Origin of the sequence: Pseudomonas macauensis (assembly GCF_047902425.1) — a bacterium.
GTDB lineage: Bacteria > Pseudomonadota > Gammaproteobacteria > Pseudomonadales > Pseudomonadaceae > Pseudomonas.
The window spans coordinates 1,311,666-1,329,817 of the sequence record NZ_CP138377.1 but is presented as its reverse complement, the minus strand read 5'-3'; the positions used below and the strand labels follow the sequence as shown (position 1 = coordinate 1,329,817).

Here is an 18,152-nt window from a genome sequence, read left to right as displayed (position 1 = left end):
AAAGCCTGTGGGCGAGGAGCGTAGGGCGTATAACGCTCGACGTTATACGCCGTTTAACCATAGTCTCAGAGCACTTCTGGCCCGACCACGGAGCCGCTCGGGGCACTCCGAACCTGACCATGCAACCGACGATACCTTCGGTGTAACGGCGTACCACCGCGAACGGTTGTACGCCCTACGTCCGGATCATGGATTCAGCACACCTTCACCACGGCGCAGGCCCGCCAAACAATTGTCCCTGCGCCCCCTGAATCCCCATCTCGCGCAACACGCGGAATTCCCCAGCCGTCTCCACCCGCTCGGCGATCAGCGGCAGGTCGATGCTGTGTGCGGCGCGCTGCATGGCTTCGATGAACAGGCGCTTGTCGTTCTCCTGGTCGATGGCGCGGATGTGGCTGCCGTCCACCTTCAGGTAGGCCAGGCCCAGGCGAGCCAGGTTGCCGATCATGCTGAAGCGTCCACCGAAATGCTGCAGGCTCAGGCTGTAACCCAGCTCATGCAGGCGGCGGGTCAGGGTTTCCAGCACGGCCTGGGCCGGCAACTGGTCTTCCTCCAGCTCCAGGGTCAGGCGTCCGGCGAACTGCGGATGCTGACGCAACAGGTCAAACACCCGCCCGGTGGCCCACTCATCGCGCAGCAGCGCCGCCGACAGGTTCAGCGCCAGTGGCCGGTCGTGGCGGGCCAGGTCGGCGAGTACGCTTTCCAGCATCAGCAGGTCGAGCCGCGCGGTCCAGCCGAAGCGATCCAACCAGGGCAGGAAGCGTCCGGCGGCGATGTGGCCGCCCTGCCCGTCCGGCAGGCGCGAGAGCACCTTGTAGTGCAGTATCCGGGTGGGCTCGTTGCACGCCACCACTGGCTGGAAATACAACTGGAAGCGCCTGTGTGCCAGGGCCTGCTCCAGCAACTGGTGCCAGGCATGGCGCTCTTCGGCGACCGGGCTGGCCCCACTCTGCAGGAACGCCCAGCAGCGCTCCCCCTCACGCTCGGCCAGGGCCAGCGCCTCATCGGCCAGCACCAGCAGCGCCTGCGCCGACTCACCGGAAACGAAAGGCACCAGCCCCATGCTCGCCACCGGGCTCACATCGCTTGCCCCGGTGCTGGCCAGGGTCGCCAGCATGGTCTCCAGGCGCATCGCCAGGGCCGGCGCCTCCTCGGGCATCAGCCCCGGCGCCAGCATCACGAACTCGCCGCCCCGGCTGCGCGCCAGGGTCAGGCCGGCGCCAAGACCCTGCCCGGCCAGGCGCAGTTGATCGGCGACCGCCTTGAGCAACTGGTCGACACGCTGGCCGCCCAGGCGCTGGTTCAGGCCGGCCAGGTCACGCACCCGCAGGACCAGCAACAGCCCGCTGCCGACCTGGTCCTCGGCGCTCAACCGGGCGTGCAACTGCATATCGAAGAAGCGCCGGTTGCCCAGGCCGGTCAGGCTGTCCAGATAGGCCTCGTCGCGCAGCCGCTCGCTGCGTTCGGCCTGCTCCTGGAACAGCGCCTTGAGCTTCTCAACCATCTGGTTCATCGCCTGCACCACGCGGCGCAGTTCCGGCGTGCGCGGCAGCTCGGGCACGCTGAGGAATTCGCGGCGGGCAATGGCGTGGGACTGCTCCACCATGTAATCCAGCGGCCTCAGTTGGCGACGCAGCAGGACCGCCCCGAGCACGCCGCTGGCCACCCCACACAGGGCCAGCCACAGCAGGCTGCCCAGCGCGCTTTGCCAGAGCTTGGCGATGGCGAACATCGGGTGGCTGAGCACCTCGACCCGCGCAGCCTGGGTCCAGCCGCGGCTGACGATGGCGTCACCGCCGGCCGAATGCAGGTCGATCAGCGCGACGAACCATTGCGGCACCCTGGCCGCCACCGCGTCCGGCACGCCGGTACGCTCGACGATCACCTTGCCGCTGGCCAGGTCGACCACGCGGATGCTCTCGAAGTAGCCGCTGTCGAAGATCGAGCTGACCATCAGCTCGACCATCGCCGGATCGTCGATGTTCGGCGTGAGCGACAGCCCCAGCGCCGTCGCGGCGTCCTGGGCGTGGGAGCGCAGCTGGTTGACGTACTGCTCGCGGGAGCTTTCCAGGCTGACCATGAAGCTGCCGCTGAAGGCGACCACCAGGAACAGGCAGATGGCGATGAGCAATTGTTTGAACAGGGACATCGTGTCTCCACGCTCTCATTCGTTCAGGGGAAAGCCTTCGGCTTTCATTTTCTTCAGCAGGTCCTGCCAGCGAGACAGCCGCTTGCTGTCGCCGACCTGCTTGCCGCCACTGGCGTTGGCCAGCCACAGCCCTTCGCCGTTGAAGGCGTACACCGGTTGCAGGTCGGTGCGCTGGCTGGCCGGCAACAGGCTGCCGATCAGGTTGTCCAGCACCAGCGGCACCGCATCGGGGCGGGGGTAGTACGTCAGAACCATGTGCGCCTGGTTCAGGCGCAGCGCCTTGACGTAGGTGATACGCAGCTTCTGGGCCGGCACGCCGAGATGACGCAGGCTGATGTACTTGGCGATGGCGAAGTCCTCGCAATCGCCAGCGCCCTTGAGCAGCGCCTCCACCGGCGTCGCCCAGTAGTCCACGTCGCCCCACAGGCTGATGTCGTCGGTGAAGCGCAGTTGCGCGTTAAAGAAGCGGTTGACCGCCTGCAACTGCTCGCCCTCGGGCAGGCCGGCGGACTCCTCGAGCAGGCGGCGCCAGGCGTCGATACGCGTACTTCCTTCACCCAGCGGACCGTAGAGCGATTCGGCGCGCTGCGCGATCAGGCGGAAGTCCCAGGCGGCCGGTTGTGCGCCGGCCAGCACGGCGAGCGACACCGCCAGCGCCAGGAGCAGGGCAGCGGGCCGATGACGGCGCAACGTACGGATGGAACGGCTGGACACGATCGCGACTTCTCGACTGCGAAGACGCACGCCTGGCTGGGCGTACGCCGGAGCGGCATGGTGCAAGCTGGTCGCGAAAAAAACAATGGCACAATGCAATCAAGCACTGTGCCATTGTCGGTCGGCGGGAGGGAGGTGAGATCAGCTCTTCTGCGGCGGGGTGACGATGTCGAACCAGAAGTCGAAGTCGTCGAGCATGCCGAACAGCTTGGCCAGCAGCAGCGGATTGCCCGAGCTCTTGAGCTTGCCCTCGAACACCAGGCGCACCGGCGAGACTTCCTTGAGCAGCAGGCGGTTGAGGTCGGCGCGATCGATGGTGACGGTCTGCCCGGCATTCTCGTTCTGCACGCCCTTGATGTTGTTCAGGTGCGAGTTCTTCAGCTCCAGCAGGTACTGTTCCTTCACGTCCGGCAGCACCAGGTTGATGCTCAGGTCCTCACCCTCGGCCTTCTGCGCGTTCAGGCGCACGCCGAGGTAATCGAACAACAGGCCGGTATCCATCGCCGCCAGGGCGTCGGAACTGGTGACCCGCAGCGACGGCTGGTCACGCGGTACGCCGTTGCGCAGCTCCTGCGCAGCCACCAGGTAGCTGTTGCGCCAGCCGGCGTTCTCCGACTGGTAGCCGAGCTGTTCCAGGGCGTCGGCCTGCAGGTCGCGGGCGGCCTGGTTGGACGGATCGGCGAAGACCAGCTTGTTGACCACCTCGACCACCCAGCGGTACTCGCCCTTGTCGTAGGACTGCTTCGCCAGTTGCAGCAGGTGATCGGCGCCGCCCATGAACTCCACGTACTTCTTCGCCGAGTCCTCCGGCGCCATCGGGTTGAGGGTCGCCGGGTTGCCGTCGTAGTAGCCCAGGTACTTATTCACCACCGCCCGCACGTTGTGGCTGACGCTGCCGTGGTAGCCCCGGTTGTACCACTCGTTGGCCAGCTCCGGCGGCACCCGGAAGCGCTCGTGGATCTGGTTGATGGTCACGCCCTGGTTGGCCAGGTACAGGGTCTGGTCGTTCAGGAAGCCATACAGGTCACGCTGTTTTTCCAGGGTACGGACGATGTCGTCGTGTCCCCAGCGCGGCCAGTTGTGCGAGGCGAGCAGTACCTCGGCCTTGTCGCCGTAGCGGTGCAGCGCCTCGTTGATGTACTTGCTCCAGCCCAGCGCGTCGCGGGTCTCGGCGCCGCGCAGGGTGTAGAGATTATGCAGCGTGCCGGTGACGTTCTCGGACATCAGCAACGCCTTCTGCTGCGGCAGCCAGACGTTCATTTCGGCCGGCGACTCGGTGCCCGGCGTGTTCTGGAAGGTGACCGGCACGCCGTCGATCTCCAGCTCCTGCAAGTCGCCCTCGATGACTTTGGTCGGCGCCAGGATGCTCAACGGCCCGCGCGCCACGCCCTTGCCGATGGCCATGTCGACCTGGCCCTGCGCGCCCTTGGGCAGCAGGGTGCCGTACTGGAAGGTGGCGCGGCGGATCATGGCGTTGCCGGCCAGCACGTTCTCCTTGATCGCCGCTTCCATGAAGCCCTTGGGCGCGATGATCTGCACCTCGCCCTTGTCGACCTGCTCCGGAGTCACCAGCCCCTTCACCCCGCCGAAATGGTCGACGTGGGCGTGGGTATAGATGACCGCGCGGATCGGCTTCTGCCCCAGCTCCTGGCTGACCAGCGCATAGGCCGCCTTGGCGGTGGCCGGGGTGGTCAGGGTGTCGATGACGATCCAGCCGCTCTTGCCCTCGACAAAGGTGATGTTGGCGAGGTCGAAGCCGCGCACCTGGTAGATGCCGTCGGCGACCTTGTACAGGCCGTACTTCAGGTTCAGCAGGGCCTGGCGTTGCAGGCTCGGGTTGATGCTGTCGATGTCCTTGCCGGCATTGAGGAAGTCGTAGCTGCCCAGTTGCCAGGCGGTGCTGCCGTCCTCGTTCTTGATCACCAGGTTCTCCGGGCGCTTGATCAGCCCCTTCTCCACCCGGTCGAAGTCGGCGCGGTCGGAGAACGGCAGCGACTCGCGCACCTTCTGCTGGGCGGCGATGGTGAACTCGGTGGGCGGCTTGGGCTGCTCGGCGGCGGCGAGCAGGCCGGGGCAGAAACTGGCCAGCAGAACGGCGGCGGAAAGGCGGGACATCGGAGAACTCCGGAATTTGTTGTTGTGCTCGCACTATGCCGGCCGTCGCGCTAATAATTCCAATGCATTCCAATTTCACAATCAATGCAGGAAGCGCATGAGCGATCTCCGCCAGCTACGCCATTTCGTCGCCCTCGCCGAACACGGCCACTTCGCCCGCGCCGCCGACGCGGTGAGCCTGAGCCAACCCGCCCTGTCGCGGAGCATCCAGGCATTGGAAGGCCAGTTGAACTGCCAACTGGTGGATCGCAATCCGCGCGGCGTGACCCTCACCGCCCACGGTCGGCTGGTGCTGGAGCACGCCCGTCGCCTGCTGGCCGGCGACCGCGCGCTGAGGAATGCCGTGCTGCAACTGGCCGACCTGGAGACCGGCGAACTGCGCCTGGGCGCCGGCCCCTTCCCCGCCGCACGGCTGATGCCGCAGGTGCTCGCGCGTTACAGCAGCGCACACCCGAAGGTGTCGGTGCTGCTCTCCATCGAGAACTGGAGCAAGTTGCACCAACGCCTGCTGGACGACGAAATCGAACTCTTCATCGCCGACTACCGCGAGCTGGAAGGCGACAGCCGCCTCGACATCCTGCCGCTGCGGGTACACCACAGCGTGCTGTTCTGCCGCCCAGGGCATCCCTTGATCGACACGAAGCCGTCCGTGGAGCGCCTGCTCGACTACCCTCTGGCCGGCCCGCGCCTGCCGCGCGACGCCCAGGAGCGCCTGGCCCGGAACCTCGGGCGCGAGCAGCCGCTGAGCGTGCAATGCGATGACGTGCTGATGCTCAAGGAATTGGTGAAAGGCAGCGACGTACTCTGCCTCGCCACCTGGGACGTGGTGGCCGAAGACGTTCAGGCCGGGCGCCTGGCTGTGCTGCCCTGGCCCAACCGCGACGACGCTTCAGCGCGCGGCTCTGCCTACGCCCTGGTGCGTCACGCCAGCCGCAGCCTGTCGCCTGCGGCCAGCCAGTTCGTCGCGTTGTTGCTGGAGGAGGACGCGGCGTTTCGCGACGCGTCCTGACGGTCACGGCTCAGCGACTCCAGCCCTCGTAGCGATCGTGATCGCGGTCGTGGTAGTCCCGGCGGTAATCGCGGTGCGGGCGGTCATTCCAGTCGCGGTCATGCCAGCCGCGATCGTGGTCGTATTCGTGAATCACGCAACCGGTCAACGGAAGGATGAGCAGTACAGCAGCGAAGATGCGACGCATGGCGCCTCCTGAATCGAGCCGGCAGCCCCGCGGGAATGCGGGGCAAAGATTCTTCCGGTCTCACAGGATCAGACATTTCGGCCAGGCGCCGGTGCGATTGCGCAAAGTAAAGCTTTGGTAAATCAGCCGTTTACAGTTTCCAGACGGCGCTGACGGCGACTCTGCAGGTGCAGCACGCCAAACAGCAGGACCTGCAGTTGTTCCCCCAGCGAACGGCGCCGCGCCAGCAGCAGCACCTCCCCGACATGCACCAGCAGCATCACGCCGGACACCCAGAGCAGCGGGCGATGCAACTCGCCGAACGGGTAGACCAGGTTGAGGACGGCGGCGAGCCAGAACATGGCCAGCGCACCCTTGGCGAAGCTCAGCAATTCGGACATGACGTTGTTTCCTTGTAAGAAGGTCGGTGCAGTCTGCCGGCCGCATCGCCCCGGACGCTCCTGTCTTTCGACTGGCCGCGCATCTCGTTGGTCCCACGCTTCGTTCGCGAGCAAGAACTGGGCGCCCCCCTCGCTCCTGCAGGCATGCGCCGGTGAGCTCTTCGTAGGAGCGAGCTTGCTCGCGAACCCGTTGCACGGCCCCCGGCCGACTACCCCATGGAAGCCCTCCCCGGCAAGAGCTAGAGTCCAAGCATCACCCGTCGCAAGGATCGGCCATGCCCGAACTCAGCCACCAGCAGGCGCAGCGCCGCGTCGATGACATCCTGGCCTTCGACCGGGAACTGCGGCGCCTGGAGGATGAGCGCGCGCTCATCCTCGACGCCACGCAACGCGAACGCCTGCACGATCACCAGCAACGCCTGCTCGCCGACTACCGCGCGCGCTTCGACATCGACCGCGACAGCCAGGACCACCGGCTGTCCCTGGGCATGCGTGTGGCTTCCTTCCTCGGCGCGCTGGCTCTGGCGGCCAGCCTGTTCTTCCTGTTCTACCAGTTCTGGGGGCTGTTCGCGGAAACCGCCCAGGTAGTCACTCTCATCGCCGCCGCCCTGGGCAGCCTGCTGCTGACCCTGGCGTTGCAGCGCCGCGACGCCTCCGGCTACTTCGCCAGGCTCGCCGCCATGCTGGCCTTCGCCTGCCTGGTGCTGAACGTGGTGATGATCGGGCAGATCTTCAACATCACCCCCTCGGACAAGGCCCTGCTGCCCTGGGCCGCCTACGCCCTGCTGCTGGCCTACACCTGCAACGCCCGCCTGTTGCTGGCCGCCGCGCTGATCTGCGTGATGGGCTATGTCGCCGCACGGGTCGGCACCTGGAGCGGCGTTTACTGGCTGGACGTGGGCGAGCGCCCGGAAAACTTCTTCCCCGCCGCCCTGCTGATCTTCCTCGTGCCCTCGCTGATCGGCCAGGGGCGCTTCGATGGCTTCGCCGCGATCTACCGGGTGTTCGGCCTGCTCGGGCTGTTCCTGCCGATGCTGGTGCTGGCCAACTGGGGGGGCGGCAGCTACCTGCCGCTGGGCTTCAGCACGGTGGAAAACCTCTACCAGGTGCTCGGCTTCGTCGCCTCGGCGCTGGTCATCTGGCTCGGCGCGCGTCGCGAATGGCCGGAGGTGGTGAACACCGGGCTGACCTTCTTCGTGGTGTTCCTCTACACCAAGTTCTTCGACTGGTGGTGGGCGGTGATACCCAAGTACCTGTTCTTCCTCGTGCTCGGCCTGTGTGCGGTGCTGATCCTGCTCGTGCTGCGCCGCCTGCGTAATGTCCACGGGCTGCTGGGAGGGAATCAGCCATGAACTGGACCCGCACCCATGCGCTGCTCGGCGGCGTCTCGCTGATCCTGCTGGTCAACGCCGTGGCCCTGGGCGGCGTGGCCTGGAACCGCACCGGCACGCCGGACAGCCAGTCGCACCTGAGCCAGCGCGAACTGGCGCACAACAGCACCTGGCATAACGAAAACAGTGGCCTGAGCCTGCGCCTGAACTGGCGCTTCCCCAGTGAAGTCGAAAGCGCCGGCCCGCACAGCCGCGCCTGGGAGCCACGCATCACGGCCAAACAGATGGCCGGACTCGGCTTCCGCATGCCCGCACAGGTGGACGACGACAGCGCCCGCCAGTTCGACCGCCAGCAATCGCGCGCCGCCCTGCTGGTGCTGGAACTGGACGGCCCGCTGTACCAGCGCGAACTGCAACTGGCGCGCAAACGCCTGGATGCCGCGCAACAGGCCGCTGCCGCGGCGCCGGGCAACCCGAAGCGGGCCTATGAACTCAAGGACAGCCAGAACGCCCTCAGGAGCGAGGAGAAGTTCGCCACCCGCCTGCTGCTGAAAGACGTCGGGCTCGACCTGCAGGCCCTGCGCCAGCGCTACCCGGACCGCCAGCGCTACCTGATCGTGCATGGGCGGGTGCGGCCGATCTCGCTGTTCCACGAGCACATCTGGACCCTCGGCGGCACCGCCAGCGCCCTGGGCGTGGACAGCATCAACGTGCCGCATCGCTGGCGGCAGGTGCTGGAAGAGGAGAGCTGGCAGGCGGACGAAGAGCGCGAGCGGATGCAGCGCTTCAACGCGCAGATCGCCTTCGGCCAGCGCCTGGAGCCCTGGATCGAACGCATCGAGGTCGCGCCGAGCGGCTCCTGACCGGCGCCCGCCGCGCCGATCCGAATCCGCTTGCGCAAGGCGCACGGGCGCTGCACCCTGTGCGCCCGCATCGCACCGTCTTGCCTCGCACCACCCGGTCATGAACGACGTCACTCCCGATCCCAGCCGCTGCCCGCTCTGCGGCCAGTCCAACCGCTGCACCCAGGCCGACCCGGCGCTGGAAGGCCAGGCGTGCTGGTGTTTCAGCGAGCGCATCGAGCGCAACGCCCTGGAGCGCATCCCGCCCGAACTGGTCGACCGCGCCTGCCTCTGCCCGCGCTGCGCCGTCGGGCTCGCCCCGCAGGGCCAGGACGCCGACGAGAACCGCTGATGCGCCTGGACCGTTTCATCGCCAACCTGCCCCGCTTCAACCGCCAGCAGGCCCGCCAACTACTCGCCGAAGGCCGCTTGCGCGTCGATGGTCAGGTGGTGCGCGACGGCCAACATGAAGTCCGCGAGTTCAGCCGGGTGGAGCTGGACGAGGAGCTGCTGCAAGCCGGCAAGCCCGCTCGCTACTTCATGCTGCACAAGCCCGCCGGCTGCGTCAGCGCCACCCGCGACGCCGAGCACCGCACCGTGCTCGACCTGCTGGACGAGCCGGACAAGCACGAACTGCACATCGGCGGCCGCCTGGACTACAACACCACCGGCCTGCTGCTGATCACCAACGACGGCCAGTGGTCCCGGCGCATGACCCTGCCGGGACGCAAGCTGCCCAAGGTCTATTACGTCGAGACTGAAGACCCCATCGAAGCGCACTACGCTCAGACCTTCGAGCAAGGGCTGTACTTCGCCTTCGAAGACCTCACCACCCTGCCCGCCCAACTGGAAATCCTCGCCCCGCGCGCGGCACGCCTGACCTTGCACGAAGGCCGCTACCACCAGGTCAAGCGCATGTTCGGCCACTTCCAGAACAAGGTGACCCGCCTGCACCGCGAGAGCATGGGCAGCCTCAGACTCGATCCGGCACTGCAGCCCGGTCAGTACCGCGCGCTGACGGCGCAGGAGATTGCCGAGCTGGGGTGATCCCACGCCAACGGCCACCTCTAGGAGCAACTGTCTCCCTCCGGGGAGTCCGTGCCTGCGCATTCCCCTCATCCCAGCCCTCTCCCTCAGGGAGAGGGGGCAGTCCGCCCCGGCTGACGCGAAGGTTTCATCCTGCACCGAACGGTCCCCTCTCCCCGTGGGAGAGGGTTAGGGTGAGGGCCGACCCAAGCGCAGATGTACCTCGTAGGAGCGGGCTTGCTCGCGAACCTGCTGACATTTGAGCGGCGAGCTGACCCTGTTCGCGAGCAAGCTCACTCCTACCAACACTCGCTCCGCACCTGACCCGACCCGGGACGGTACGTATGGAGTATCGGCGTACCACCGCAAACGCTTGTACGCCCCACGATCACCTGAGCAGCAATCCCGGCCAATCGCCCCGCAGACCGTTCAGCCCGGCGGTTTGCAGCCGCCGCCACGGCTTGGCTAAGCTCCAGCAAAATCCGCGTCCCAAGGAAAGGTGATGAAGAAACTGTCGGTCGCTCTGCTGCTCGCCCTGAGCGCCAGCTTCGCCGTTGCAACCCCGAGCAAGCCCTCGCCACTGTCCGACCTGCAGGCGGCGCTGAAGACGCTCAAGCCCGGGCAGTTCCTCTGGTACCCGGAAATCTCCCCGGCCGGACCGGTCACGCTGGTGGTCAGCCTCACCGAACAGCGCGCCTACGTGTACCGCAACGGCATCGCCATCGGCGTGGCCACCGTCAGCACCGGCAAGAAAGGCAAGGAAACCCCCACCGGCGTGTTCACCATCCTGCAGAAGAAGGTCGAATACCATTCCGACCTCTACAACAGCGCGCCCATGCCCTACATGCAGCGCCTGACCTGGGACGGCATCGCCCTGCACGCCGGCAACCTGCCCGGCTACCCGGCCTCCCACGGCTGCATTCGCCTGCCCATGGCCTTCGCCAAGAAGCTCTACGAGGTCACCGGTTTCAGCACCACCACTGTGATCATCTCCGACGCCAAGAGCTCGCCGGTGGAGGTCTACCATCCCGGCCTGCTCGCCCCCATCGTCAGCGACGGGCGCCCCGCCGGCCCGCATGACGACAGCGGCATGGTGATACCGTTCTGGAGCGATCCGGGGGCGGAGAAAGGCCCGCTCTCCGTACTGATCAGCCGCGCCGACCGACGCGCCTACGTCTACCGTGGCGGCCTGCAGATCGGCACCGCGCCGGTGGCCTTCGAGCATCCGGAGGAAAAGACCGGCGTCGCCGCCTTCTCGCTGATGACCAAGCCCACCCAGAGCGACATCGACAGCCTGAACCCCAGCCTGCGCTGGACCACCGTGCAGGTCAGCGACCCGCAGAAAGGCCTGACGCCCGCCGAGCAACTGGGCAGGTTCAGTATGGACCGCGAGTTCCTGCGCAACCTGATGGCGAGCATGGATGTCGGCAGCACCCTGATCATCACCGACCTGCCGTCCACCCGCAGCATGCGCAGCAACCCGGACTTCACCGTCATCACCACCAACGACCGGCCGGCGGAACAGAAGCCGGTCAAGAACCAGCCGGTCAACTGAAGCCATGGAGCGGCGCAGCCTTCACCGCGCACCGCTCCGGATTTCCCTTGCATCGCCTTCAGCGTCCACAGCTCCGTGGCGGCGCGCGTCCGCTATGCTTGATAGCAGGAGGCCAGCCTTGATGCTGGCCATGCCCCAATGTCCGGATCAACGGCACTCATGCGCCCGCCGCCGTGGCCGAAGAAATTCGAAACAGCACCCGCTCCCGAAATGCCCACAGGCCGACTTCGCAGCCCGGCATTCCTGCAGCAGACGGGGTTCGACAGCGTCAAGCACGCGCATTTACCGACAGGCGGGCTAGTAAATGGTTAAAAAACAACCACACCACTGGTCAAAAATCACGCACAATGCGGCGTTTCCCAGAAAAAACCATATCGATTCAACGGGAATGTCGTATTCATGCTGACTTTTTCGAAGTTACGGGGGATCTTCCGGATCACTGTCGCCAGTGCCGCGCTCTTCGCGTTCGGTAGCTGGCAGAGTGCGTCCGCCGCCCGCCTGCCGACGGCCGAGGAACTCCACCGCCTCGCGCCCGCCACCAACACCGAAACGCTGCGCCTGGCGCTCAACGCCCTGCAGTGCGCCAGCACCCAGCTGGGCGGCGACAACCAGCTGCTGACCGTCATCGACTACTCCAAGCCATCCCGCGACAAGCGCCTGTGGGTATTCGACCTCAAGCAACGCAAGCTGCTGTTCGAGGAGTGGGTCGCCCACGGCAAGAAGAGTGGTGACGACATGGCCACCTCCTTCTCCAACCTTCCGGAGAGCAACCAGTCCTCCATCGGCCTCTACCAGACCGGCCAGACCTACACCGGCAAGCACGGCCGCTCCCTGCGCCTGCTGGGCCTGGAGCCGGGCTTCAATGACAACAGCGAAGAACGCGCCATCGTCATGCACGCCGCCGCCTACGCCGACCCGAAGGTCGTCCCCGGCCTCGGTCGCCTGGGCCGCAGCCTGGGCTGCCCGGCGGTACGCCCGCAGGTCGCGCAGAAGCTGATCGATACGGTGAAGAACGGCAGCTACGTGTTCGCCTACTACCCGCAGCAGCAATGGCTGAAGACCTCACAGTTCCTCGCCGGGCAAAGCTGCACCGTGGCTAAGAACCCGCAGATCAACCGCTACGCGCAGAACCTCGCCAAGCGCTGAGTGGCGGTTCGCGAGCAAGCTCACTCCTGCAAGGCGTCGCTGCGGAAGGTGACGCTTGCGTAGGAGCAACTGTCTTCTACCGGGTTAATCCCTGCCTGCGCTTCCCCCTCACCCCAGCCCTCTCCCTCAGGGAGAGGGAGCCGTCCGTGCCGGCTGACACTACGGTTTCATCCTGCACCGAACAGTCCCCTCTCCCGGGAGCGTAGGGCGTATAACGTTCGGCGTTATACGCCGTTTGACCTTGGGTTCAGGGCACTCCGAATCCGACCACGGAGCCACGCGCCATACCTCTCCGGGCTCTGCCATGGAGCCAACGATGCGCTCGGTGTATCGGCGTACAACCGCGAACGGTTGTACGCCCTACGCCTTCACCCCCTCCAGCACCTGCAGCATCGCCTGCACATCCACCTCATCCATCTGCTCCGGCCGCAGGAAGCGTGCGCCGTACTCCAGGTACACCCCCTGGATCAGGAACACCCGGAACAGCTCCGCATCGATATGCTGGTCGCGGGCCATGAAGGCCAGGATCTTCAGCGATTCCGACAGCGTCTTCGGCGCCTTGTACGGGCGGTCGGCGGCGGTCAGCGCTTCGAAGATGTCGGCGATCGCCATCACCCGCTCGGGAATGCTCATCTGCTCCCTCGACAACTTGCGCGGGTAGCCGGTGCCATCCACCTTCTCGTGGTGGTTGGCGGCGATGGTCGGCACCCGGCGCAGGTGGCGCGGCAGCGGCAGGGTGGTGAGCATCATCAAGGTCTGGACGATGTGCTCGTTGATCTTAAAGCGCTCCTCCTCGTTGAGCGTGCCACGCCGAATTCCCAGGTTGTACAACTCGCCTTGGTTGCTCGCATAGGGCGGCAGGCGCATGTCGAAGCCCCAGACGTTGCGCGGGTCGTCCCGGTCCACCGGTGGCTTGCGCTCGCCCCAGTGCTCGCGGTGCTCGGGCTTGTCGGCGAGCAGGAACTCTTCCACCGGCAAGGTGGGCTCCGGGCGGCCGTGCAAGCGTTCCAGCTCATCGCGGGAGATGCCCAGGCGATCGTCGAAATGACGCAGCCAGCGGCGTTCGCCGATGCGCTTCAGGCGCTCGATATCCTCGTCCTTCATGAATTCGCCGCCGATATTGGCCTGGGCGACGAAGGCGTAATCCTCGCGCAGCGCCTCATGCAGCGCGTCCCGCCGTGCCGCCAGCGGGCCGATGTCGTCCCCCGCCGCCAGGCCGCGCCAGTAGTCCAGCTCGATATCGCGCCAGATCACTTCGAAGCGCGTGCGGACCTCGTGCAGGCGGTTGTACAGCGTCTCCAGCTTGGTGGCCTTGTCCACCACGTACTCCGGGCTGGTGATCTTCCCGCAGTCGTGCAGCCAGGCGGCGATCTGAAACTCGTAGCGCTCCGCGTCGCTCATGGTGAAACTGGCGTACTCGCCATCGCGGGCGTCGATCACCTTCTGCAGCAGCAGGTCCGCCAATTGCGGCACCCGTTCGCAGTGGCCGCCTGTGTAGGGGCTCTTGGCGTCGATCGCGTCGGCCAGCAGCTTGATGATCGCGTCCAGCAAGCGTTGCTGGGCCTCGATCAACTGGCGGGTCTCGATGGCCACAGCCGCGGCGCCGGAGAGCTCCTCGACGAAGCGTTTGAATTGCGGGCGCGGCTGGCGGCTGCGAGCGCCCTCCCCGGCCAGTTGCAGGACGAGGACACCCAGCAGTTCATCGCTGCGATTGCGCAGCGACACCTCCATGTACTGCCCGCGATTGGCCAGCGCCTGCCCCACCCGCTCGGCCAGCTGTGCCTCGGTGAAACCTTCGATGAGCATCGACTGCGGGTACTGCTCACCGTTCACCGCGCAGGCCAGGCGCAAGCGGCAGTCTTCGTCCTCCAGCAGGTACACGGCACCGCCCATGACGCCGGTGGCCTCCACCAGGCGCGAGAGTACCCCTTCGAGCATGCTGTCCAGGTGGGTCTCCCGACTCAGGGTCAGGGTAATGGCCTGGAAGTTGTGGATGGTGCGCGACATGCTGCCCATCACCCGACTCAGGTCGCGAACCTCGGCAATCTTCGACTTCACCCCGATGGGACGGGCGAAATCGAAGGCGGCCAACGCCCCCACCTGGTCGGCCAACGCCGTCAGCGGACGGGCGATGCGGCGCCCCAGATACCAGCCGATCAGCAGCAGCACCGACAGCAGCGCAGCACTCCACAGGGCCTGGTTGAACATCAGTTGTCGAGCGCCGGCCAGCAGTTCGACGGACGGAATGGCGATCAGCACACGCACCTCGCTGCTGGTGAAGTTCGACAGCGGTACCCAGATGCCGTACCAGGCCTCGTCGCCCGCCTCGAAAGCCTGGGGCGTACTGGCCGGGATCGACGCGGCATTCAGCTGGGTCAGGCTGGGCACGCCCAATTCGTCCAGGGTCGCCAGGCGCAAGTCCTCGCCCTGATGGATCAACAGTCTGGACAGGTCCGGATAGGCGATCACCGTGCCCTTGCCATCCACCACCGCCAGCTCGGTGTGGGCCGTCTGGCGCAGGTCGCCCATCTCGCCGCCGAGGTCGTTGACCGAGGCGTCCATGCCGATCACCGCTGCACCGTCGACACTGCGGTGCGCCAGGGTCAGGCCGATCTCGCGGGTGGTGAAGAACACATAGGGCTGGGTCAGTACCGTCTTGCTGGTGTTGAGCGACTCCTGATACCACGGCCGCTGCCGGGGATCGAACTGGTAGTCCGGCCGCTCCTGCACCCGCAACAGCTGCAGGTCCTTGTCGTAGAAGCGCCATTCGCCGCGCAGTGCGCCCTGGTCATCCAGGGTCAGGCTCTGCACCAGGTACTTCGACTCATCCGGCGCCTGCAGGATGCGGCGCACCTCGGGCACGCGCAGCGCGCGGATCAGCATGAACTCGCCGTTCGGGTAGCCGATGTACACCGCGCTCAGTGTGCGGTTGGCGCGCAGGTTCTCCACCAGCATCGGCAGGCGCTCCAGGCGCGCCGGCAGGTTGTCGGTCTGCGAAATGGGGTCATGGGTCATCAGCCGCAGCGCGCTCTCCGCCGGGTCGATCAGCCGGCGGATGCGCTCGTTGATGGTCGCCCCCAGCTGGCTGGCCGACTCGCCCGCCGCCGACACCAGCGCACCTTCCACGCCCCGGTAGCCCTGTATCAGCAACGCGCCCGCCAGCGCCAGCATGCTGACGATGATGGCCCCGGCCACCAGCAGCTGCAGCGGAACGCCCCGTTTGAATGCCTTCATCATCACCAGCCTCTGTCCGTTGAGCCGTAGCGATATCCGCTATCGAGAAGTTCGGTCGCCATGGCCGGCGACGTGTTGCGTTGCATGATCCTGGCCAGGCTGCCATCCAGCCACAGCGCCTCCATCAACCGCATCCATTCGGCGCTCTGCGCCGGGGTGAAGCGCTTGCGCGAGAGCATCAGGTGGTGCGGCGTGGCCGGCCCACTCATCACATCCACCACCCGGAACCGTTCGCGCTCAGGGCGATTGACGAGGGCGCCCTCCAGGTTCAGCTCATGGCCGATCACCCCTTCCACACCACCGTTGAGCAAGGCGGTGAAGCGCGCCGTATCATCACGAAACTCCACCACCCGCCCCTCGCCCCGCAGGATGCGCAGCATGGCGTCGATATAGGGGCCATGGCGGTAGCCGGCGATCACACCGATGCGCGCACCGGGCATATCGTGGAAGTCCTCCAGCGACTGCAGGTTGCCCAGCTCCGCCGGCACGATCAGCTTGTTGCGCAGGTAGACGTACGGCAGCAGGTAAGTGAAGGCGCGCCGCTGCGGCGTGGCAACCCCGCTGGTGCCCATCTCCAGGTCGCCGCTCTCCAGCATCCGCCAGATCTCGTCGCGCGGCCGCACCGAAGCCTCGAACCGACAACCACTGCGCCGCGCCAGCTCGGCGATCAGGTCAGCGTCGATGCCTCCACCGTCATCGTGGAAGAACACCAGGTTGCGGGTATAAGCGACGCGGATCGGCACCTCGCAACCGAAGCGATCCGCGGCCATGGCTACCGCACACAGCCAGGCAGCCGGCAAGACCTGCAGATTGCGCAGCATGGGGTGCAGTGCCATTGACCCGCTCCGTCCGCGGTATCGGCCTTGAGAGGAGCACGTCAACGACGCTCATCTGCGGGCGGGAAGAAGTGATTAACACAAAGAGTGTAATCGGCCTTCTCCAAAGCGCCGGCGAGTCACAAAGATAAATGTCACTTCGTCGGATTCCCGGCCGGCGATTGCGAACAATCACGTACCGGCTGTTGCATCGCGCAACCCCGCCTGCTTAACTCTGGCTCAAGCGTGACCAATGAGTCACGCACAACGTCCAAGAACGCTTCATCAGCGGCAGCCGTTCCCCACGCCGCCCCTTCCCTGCCTGGTCAAGAGCCCTCATTCCGCACTGGAAACGGTGTCGGAACGCTGTCTGTTGGCGCTGTAACTGATTGAAAATTAAGAAAATATTAACTTTCGCCGTTTGACACGAAGCTGTCACGTCAAGGCGCTTTCCTCTGCCTGGGTACTTTCTTCGCATCCGATCGTGGGTGCGTTCCTATGACCTGCGTCTGGAGGAAAACGACATGAGGCCGGAAACCGCCGTCGTCGAGATTCAGCAACATCGGGTACACACGGAGTTCCACGCCAACAGGGAAGCGCGCCAGACCATCATCCTGGTCAATGGCTCGCTGGCGACCACTGCCTCCTTCGCGCAAACGGTGAAATACCTGCAGCCCCACTTCAACGTGGTCTGCTACGACCAGCCGTACTCGGGCCGCTCCAAGCCCCACAACGACTGCCGCGAACCGATCACCAAGGAATACGAGGCAGCCCTGCTGCTGGGGTTGATCGAGCACTACCAGGCCGACGTCGTGATGTCCTTCTCCTGGGGCGGCGTCGCCACCCTGCTCGCCCTGGCCCAGCGCCCGGCTCGCATCAAGAAGGCGGTCATCAACTCGTTCTCGCCGCTGCTCAACGCGTCGATGCTCGACTACCTGCACCGCGGTCTGGACTACCTCTCCGCGTGCGACCGCCCCAACGTCGGCAACCTGGTCAACGAAACCATCGGCCGCTACCTGCCGCATCTGTTCAAGCGCTACAACTTCCGCCACGTCAGCAGCCTCGACGAGCACGAATACCAGCAGATGCACTTCCACATCTGCCAGGTGCTCCAGCTCAGCGCGGAAAGCTACATGGAGAACTTCTCGTCCATCGACATCCCGCTGCTGTTCCTCAACGGCGAACTGGACATCTACACCAGCCCGGCCGACGCGCGCCTGTTCCAGCAACTGATCCGCGATTGCGAATTCCGCACCATCCGCAACGTCGGTCACTTCATCGACGTGGAACACAAGCAAGGCTGGCAGGAAACCCGCGACCATCTCCTCGCCTTCCTCCAACCCCAGCGCAAGCCCATGCTCGCCCCGGCCTACCTGCCCACCTCCCAGGGCGTACCGATTGCCGCCATGGTGGGCTGATGCAGCCAGCGCACGACACCGGGGGCCGGACACCACCCACCGCCCCCGGTTTTTCATTGCACCCGGCACTGCACGAAAGCAGCGTCCCCGGCACAGCTCGCTACCCAAGGCTTCACTAAGCCCCCGCCTTCTGGTAAAAAGGCACCCCCAAGCGGGCGTCGTATAATGGCATTACCTGAGCTTCCCAAGCTCATGACGAGGGTTCGATTCCCTTCGCCCGCTCCAGATTCC

The 18,152-nt window shown here is 65.8% G+C and carries 15 protein-coding genes and 1 tRNA gene; 9 read left to right on the top strand and 7 right to left on the bottom strand.

Annotated features, from left to right (window positions below):
• Positions 1-205 precede the first annotated feature (205 nt).
• The 3 genes from lapD to SD196_RS06295 all read right to left on the bottom strand — a co-directional run bounded on the left by lapD (position 206) and on the right by SD196_RS06295 (position 4,978).
• Positions 206-2,149 (bottom strand): cyclic di-GMP receptor LapD, encoded by a 1,944-nt coding sequence (lapD, locus tag SD196_RS06305; protein WP_416311186.1) that lies wholly within the window; start codon positions 2,147-2,149, stop codon positions 206-208.
• Positions 2,150-2,164: 15 nt separating this feature from the next.
• Positions 2,165-2,815, bottom strand: a complete 651-nt coding sequence (lapG, locus tag SD196_RS06300; protein WP_416311719.1) for a cysteine protease LapG — start codon at positions 2,813-2,815, stop codon at positions 2,165-2,167.
• Positions 2,816-3,004: 189 nt separating this feature from the next.
• Entirely contained in the window at positions 3,005-4,978 is a 1,974-nt protein-coding gene (locus tag SD196_RS06295) for an alkyl/aryl-sulfatase (RefSeq protein ID WP_275610510.1), read from the bottom strand.
• 97 nt (positions 4,979-5,075) lie between these two features.
• Between SD196_RS06295 and SD196_RS06290 the strand changes: the two genes are divergently transcribed.
• Positions 5,076-5,987, top strand: a complete 912-nt coding sequence (locus SD196_RS06290) for a LysR family transcriptional regulator (RefSeq protein WP_275610509.1) — start codon at positions 5,076-5,078, stop codon at positions 5,985-5,987.
• Between the two features lie 10 nt (positions 5,988-5,997).
• Here the strand turns inward: SD196_RS06290 and SD196_RS06285 are convergent, their stop codons facing one another.
• Both SD196_RS06285 and SD196_RS06280 read right to left on the bottom strand, forming a co-directional pair.
• Entirely contained in the window at positions 5,998-6,174 is a 177-nt protein-coding gene (locus SD196_RS06285; protein ID WP_275610508.1) for a hypothetical protein, read from the bottom strand.
• 122 nt (positions 6,175-6,296) lie between these two features.
• Positions 6,297-6,554, bottom strand: coding sequence for a DUF1145 domain-containing protein (locus tag SD196_RS06280; RefSeq protein WP_275610507.1), 258 nt, complete (start codon positions 6,552-6,554; stop codon positions 6,297-6,299).
• 275 nt (positions 6,555-6,829) lie between these two features.
• Here SD196_RS06280 and SD196_RS06275 point away from each other — a divergent pair, with 275 nt between their 5' ends.
• The 6 genes from SD196_RS06275 (at position 6,830) to SD196_RS06250 (ending at position 12,454) form a co-directional block, all read left to right on the top strand.
• Positions 6,830-7,906: a DUF2157 domain-containing protein gene (locus SD196_RS06275; RefSeq protein WP_416311185.1), complete on the top strand. Its 1,077-nt coding sequence runs from the start codon at positions 6,830-6,832 to the stop codon at positions 7,904-7,906.
• Positions 7,903-8,748 (top strand): DUF4824 family protein, encoded by an 846-nt coding sequence (locus SD196_RS06270; RefSeq protein ID WP_416311184.1) that lies wholly within the window; start codon positions 7,903-7,905, stop codon positions 8,746-8,748. Before SD196_RS06275 ends, SD196_RS06270 begins: the two co-directional genes overlap by 4 nt.
• 100 nt (positions 8,749-8,848) lie before the next feature.
• On the top strand, positions 8,849-9,079 hold the full coding sequence (locus SD196_RS06265) for a cysteine-rich CWC family protein (RefSeq protein WP_275610504.1): 231 nt from the start codon (positions 8,849-8,851) through the stop codon (positions 9,077-9,079).
• Positions 9,079-9,774, top strand: coding sequence for a pseudouridine synthase (locus SD196_RS06260; protein ID WP_275610503.1), 696 nt, complete (start codon positions 9,079-9,081; stop codon positions 9,772-9,774). Before SD196_RS06265 ends, SD196_RS06260 begins: the two co-directional genes overlap by 1 nt.
• A gap of 481 nt (positions 9,775-10,255) precedes the next feature.
• Positions 10,256-11,308 carry a L,D-transpeptidase gene (locus tag SD196_RS06255; protein WP_343574500.1) on the top strand — a complete coding sequence of 351 codons (1,053 nt, stop codon included), beginning with the start codon at positions 10,256-10,258 and terminating at the stop codon, positions 11,306-11,308.
• 399 nt (positions 11,309-11,707) lie between these two features.
• Entirely contained in the window at positions 11,708-12,454 is a 747-nt protein-coding gene (locus SD196_RS06250) for a murein L,D-transpeptidase catalytic domain family protein (protein ID WP_275610501.1), read from the top strand.
• 360 nt (positions 12,455-12,814) lie between these two features.
• Here the strand turns inward: SD196_RS06250 and SD196_RS06245 are convergent, their stop codons facing one another.
• Positions 12,815-15,688, bottom strand: a complete 2,874-nt coding sequence (locus SD196_RS06245; RefSeq protein ID WP_416311718.1) for an HD domain-containing phosphohydrolase — start codon at positions 15,686-15,688, stop codon at positions 12,815-12,817.
• A 2-nt stretch (positions 15,689-15,690) separates the two neighbouring features.
• Entirely contained in the window at positions 15,691-16,524 is an 834-nt protein-coding gene (locus SD196_RS06240) for a substrate-binding periplasmic protein (protein ID WP_331316591.1), read from the bottom strand.
• A 503-nt stretch (positions 16,525-17,027) separates the two neighbouring features.
• On the opposite strand from SD196_RS06240, the gene SD196_RS06235 reads away from it, so the two are divergent.
• Both SD196_RS06235 and SD196_RS06230 read left to right on the top strand, forming a co-directional pair.
• Complete coding sequence (locus SD196_RS06235) at positions 17,028-17,921, top strand: alpha/beta fold hydrolase (RefSeq protein WP_275610499.1); 894 nt, start codon at positions 17,028-17,030, stop codon at positions 17,919-17,921.
• 151 nt (positions 17,922-18,072) lie between these two features.
• Positions 18,073-18,146, top strand: a tRNA-Gly gene (locus SD196_RS06230).
• The last annotated feature ends 6 nt before the right edge of the window (positions 18,147-18,152 follow it).

Bases quoted from the DNA above. Each gene is read 5' to 3' on its own strand.
- lapD (WP_416311186.1), bottom strand. From the start codon at position 2,149: ATGTCCCTGTTCAAACAATTGCTCATCGCCATCTGCCTGTTCCTGGTG.
- SD196_RS06295 (WP_275610510.1), bottom strand. From the start codon at position 4,978: ATGTCCCGCCTTTCCGCCGCCGTTCTGCTGGCCAGTTTCTGCCCCGGC.
- SD196_RS06290 (WP_275610509.1), top strand. From the start codon at position 5,076: ATGAGCGATCTCCGCCAGCTACGCCATTTCGTCGCCCTCGCCGAACAC.
- SD196_RS06285 (WP_275610508.1), bottom strand. From the start codon at position 6,174: ATGCGTCGCATCTTCGCTGCTGTACTGCTCATCCTTCCGTTGACCGGT.
- SD196_RS06280 (WP_275610507.1), bottom strand. From the start codon at position 6,554: ATGTCCGAATTGCTGAGCTTCGCCAAGGGTGCGCTGGCCATGTTCTGG.
- SD196_RS06275 (WP_416311185.1), top strand. From the start codon at position 6,830: ATGCCCGAACTCAGCCACCAGCAGGCGCAGCGCCGCGTCGATGACATC.
- SD196_RS06270 (WP_416311184.1), top strand. From the start codon at position 7,903: ATGAACTGGACCCGCACCCATGCGCTGCTCGGCGGCGTCTCGCTGATC.
- SD196_RS06265 (WP_275610504.1), top strand. From the start codon at position 8,849: ATGAACGACGTCACTCCCGATCCCAGCCGCTGCCCGCTCTGCGGCCAG.
- SD196_RS06260 (WP_275610503.1), top strand. From the start codon at position 9,079: ATGCGCCTGGACCGTTTCATCGCCAACCTGCCCCGCTTCAACCGCCAG.
- SD196_RS06255 (WP_343574500.1), top strand. From the start codon at position 10,256: ATGAAGAAACTGTCGGTCGCTCTGCTGCTCGCCCTGAGCGCCAGCTTC.
- SD196_RS06250 (WP_275610501.1), top strand. From the start codon at position 11,708: ATGCTGACTTTTTCGAAGTTACGGGGGATCTTCCGGATCACTGTCGCC.
- SD196_RS06245 (WP_416311718.1), bottom strand. From the start codon at position 15,688: ATGAAGGCATTCAAACGGGGCGTTCCGCTGCAGCTGCTGGTGGCCGGG.
- SD196_RS06240 (WP_331316591.1), bottom strand. From the start codon at position 16,524: ATGGCACTGCACCCCATGCTGCGCAATCTGCAGGTCTTGCCGGCTGCC.
- SD196_RS06235 (WP_275610499.1), top strand. From the start codon at position 17,028: ATGAGGCCGGAAACCGCCGTCGTCGAGATTCAGCAACATCGGGTACAC.